Genomic DNA, 3,549 nt, shown 5'->3' on the forward strand with positions numbered 1-3,549 from the left:
TCTTCCAAACCTCCGACAGCACATGGCAGGCCTATAACCAGTACGGCGGGAACAGCCTCTACACCGGTTCCCCCGCCGGCCGCGCCTACAAGGTGAGCTACAACCGACCGGTCACCACTCGGGGTACCGGCGCTGAGGATGCCGTATTCAATGCCGAGTATCCGATGATCCGATGGATCGAAGCGAACGGCTATAACGTGAGCTATTCCTCGGATATCGACAGTGACCGGCGCGGTGCGCTGATCCGCAATCATAGGACGTTCGTCTCCGTTGGCCATGACGAGTACTGGTCGGGGAATCAGCGCAGCCAGGTGGAGGCCGCCCGCGACGCGGGCGTCAACCTCGCGTTCTTCAGTGGCAACGAGGTGTTCTGGAAGACCCGCTGGGAGACGTCGATCGACGGTTCGGGCACTGCATACCGAACGCTGGTGTCGTATAAGGAGACACAGGCCAACGCGAAGATCGACCCGACGAGCGCCTGGACGGGCACCTGGCGGGATCCACGGTTCAGCCCGCCGGCCGACGGCGGCCGCCCGGAGAACGCCCTGACCGGCACATCATTCATCGCGAACTGCTGCGCCACCCAGATGACGGTGTCCGGGGCGTTCAAGAACCTGCGATTCTGGCGCAATACCCGTGTCGCCGCCCTCGCGACGACCGCGACGACCCAACTCGGCACGAAGACCCTCGGCTATGAATGGGACGCCGATCCCGACAACGGCGCCAGACCGGCCGGGCTCGTTCCGATGTCATCCACCACGGTCGCCGGAATGGACGTGCTCCAGGACTACGGCTCGACCTATGCCACGGGCAGCGCAACTCACGCCCTCACCCTGTACCGTGCCGCGAGCGGATCGCTCGTGTTCGGCGCCGGAACCGTGCAGTGGTCATGGGGCCTTGACGGCACGCACGACAAGGGCAGCAGCACACCGGACACCGCCATGGCACAGGCCACCGTGAATCTCTTCGCCGACATGGGAGCCCAGCCCTCAACCATCAGGTCGGGCCTCAGCGCAGCAACGTCCTCGACCGACACGACTGCCCCAACATCCGTTATCGCTGCCTCGGCGGCCGGCGCGGTGCCGGCGAACACCACCGTTTCCATTTCGGGAACGGCGACCGATATCGGCGGCGTGGTCGGGGCCGTGGAGGTCTCCACCGACAACGGGTCGAGCTGGCATCGGGCCGTCGGCACGAGCGCCTGGACGTACAGCTGGCGCACGCCGTCGTCGGGTTCCGCCACGATTCTGACGCGGGCGAGCGACGACAGCGGGTGGGTGCAGATTTCCCCCACGTCCCGCACGGTCACGGTCGATTCCACGACCCCTGTACCGTGCCCGTGCTCGCTCTGGGCCCCCTCGACGGTCCCCACCGTGGTGTCGGATTCGGACCGAAGCGCCGTGGAGCTCGGCGTGCGCTTCCGTTCCGATCGGGCGGGCTCGATCACCGGCATCCGCTTCTATAAGGGAACGGCCAACACGGCACCCACCTCGGTCGGCTGTGGACCACCGGGGGGACCCAGCTGGCCTCGGCGACGTTCAGCGGCGAGACCTCAAGCGGCTGGCAGCAGGTGAACTTTGCCGCCCCGGTAGCGGTCACCGCCGGCACGACGTACATCGCGTCGTACTACGCGCCGGTTGCCGCCTACTCCGCCGACACGGGCTTCTTCGCGGGCACCGGAGTCGATCAGGGGCCGCTTCACGCACCCGCTGACGCGTCCGGTAGCGCGAACGGTGTCTATCGTTACGGCACCGGCGGAGGCTTCCCCACGAGCACCTACCAGGCGACGAATTACTGGGTCGACGTGGTCTTCACCGGCTGATAGCCCTCCAGAAGGGCGCGCGCCCACCAACGGAATCGTCCGTCAGACCCTTGGTCCAGTGTCGGTGGTGCCTGTCACACTTTTCTCATGACAACCACCATTGAAGGTGTTTTCGTTGATCTGACCGGGGCGCTGGCCCGGTCAGAGGTGTCCGCGAGAGCGTTCGCGGAGTTGTCCGACGACGGGTCGGAGAACACCCACCGGGCGATAGCCCACCACCTGCGTGAGGTGACCTCGGCCTACGCGCTATCGGCGGCGAATATGGCCGGCCGATCCGACTGGACGCTCGGCCGCGAAGGCCTCGCGAGAAAGAAGGGATACGCAACCACCGAGGACTACGTGCAGGCCCTCGGCGGAGGCGGCGGCGGCACGAAAGCCGACACCCGCCGCCTTATCGAGGCTGGCACCATGGCCACCGAAGCCGAAGCGGCCCGGGCCCGGCAGAAGGAAGCCGACCTGCGCGCTGCGGAGTACCCGGAGGCCCCACCTCTCGACGTGCACCGGCCGTGGTTCGCACCACTCGGCGATGCCGTGACGGACGGAACGCTCAGCACCGACGCCGCGACAGCCATTCGCCGCGGCCTCGGCGAACCGGCACTCGGCGTCACCGAGGACATGCTCGCCGACGCGATCGTGCACCTGGTCGCCGAGTGCCGCTCGCTCAACGCGGACCAGGCGGCGAAGGCGGCCCGGCAGTGCCGGGACACGATCGACGCCGCCGGGATCGCCTCCCGCGCTGACGCGATGCGGGCCCGGCAGTACCTGCGGGTGTTCGACAAGCCCGATGGCATGCTGCACGGCAGCTTTGAGCTCGACCCGGAAAACGGGTCCTACTTCAAAGACTTCCTGCTGCAGATCACCGGCCCCCGCACCGGTGGCCCGCGATTCGTCGAGAAAGGCGAAAAGGAACGGGCGCAGCGCATCATCGACGACCCCCGGTCCACCGACCAGATCGCCGCCGAGTCGTTGATCGAGGTGATCAAGGTCGCCGCAGCCGCCGACCCCGGAACACTCTTCGGGCGCATCCGCCCCTCGGTCAAGCTGGTGGTCGTGCAAGACCCCGCAACCGCCCCGACCGCAGCACCCACAGCGGCGCAGCCGACAGCGGCGCAGCCCACAACAGGCCTGGTGCTCCTTCGCAACGGGTTCATCGAAGGCACACCGGACCCGGCCACCGCCGCCACCATCGACCGGACAGTCTGCAACACCGGGTTCACCCCGGTGCTGTTCGGGCGGGACGGAACCGTGCTTGATGTCGGCCGCGAGCAACGACTGTTCACTCAGGCGCAACGCGCGGCACTGGCACTTCGGGACGGTGGATGCATGTGGAAAGACTGCCTGCGACCACCCAGCTTCTCCGAAGCGCACCACCTCCGGCTGTGGCAGGCAGAAGGCGGGCTCACCAACCTCGACGAAGGAATCCTGCTCTGCAGCCCCCATCACCTCAGACTGCACAACGACGGATGGAAGATCATCCGCATCGGGCTGGAATTCTGGTTGATCCCACCGCCCGCCGCCGACCCGGCCCAAACCCCCATCCTCCTCACGAGCAAATCAGCGCTGAAGCTGGGGTCACCACTGCGGCTGCAGGCGTAAAGGCTGCGCAGCGGCGGTGACATGGGAGGGTCCGGAGAGCGGCTCGCGGGGTCTCGTGTCTCGACGAGCTCGACAACCGGGGCCGTAGACGGCGCTGCTCGACCAGCGGGATTGGTGATAACGGGGGCAGG

At 67.1% G+C, this 3,549-nt stretch carries 1 protein-coding gene and 1 pseudogene; both read left to right on the forward strand.

The features are described from left to right. Nucleotides 1-1,822, forward strand: a pseudogene (locus tag JF66_RS25435) (N,N-dimethylformamidase beta subunit family domain-containing protein); the annotation flags it as partial. A gap of 87 nt (nt 1,823-1,909) precedes the next feature. Then, nucleotides 1,910-3,418 carry an HNH endonuclease signature motif containing protein gene (locus tag JF66_RS18105; protein ID WP_035880204.1) on the forward strand — a complete coding sequence of 503 codons (1,509 nt, stop codon included), beginning with the start codon at nt 1,910-1,912 and terminating at the stop codon, nt 3,416-3,418. Nucleotides 3,419-3,549: the final 131 nt, after the last annotated feature.

The organism is Cryobacterium sp. MLB-32 (assembly GCF_000738085.1).
Lineage (GTDB): Bacteria > Actinomycetota > Actinomycetes > Actinomycetales > Microbacteriaceae > Cryobacterium.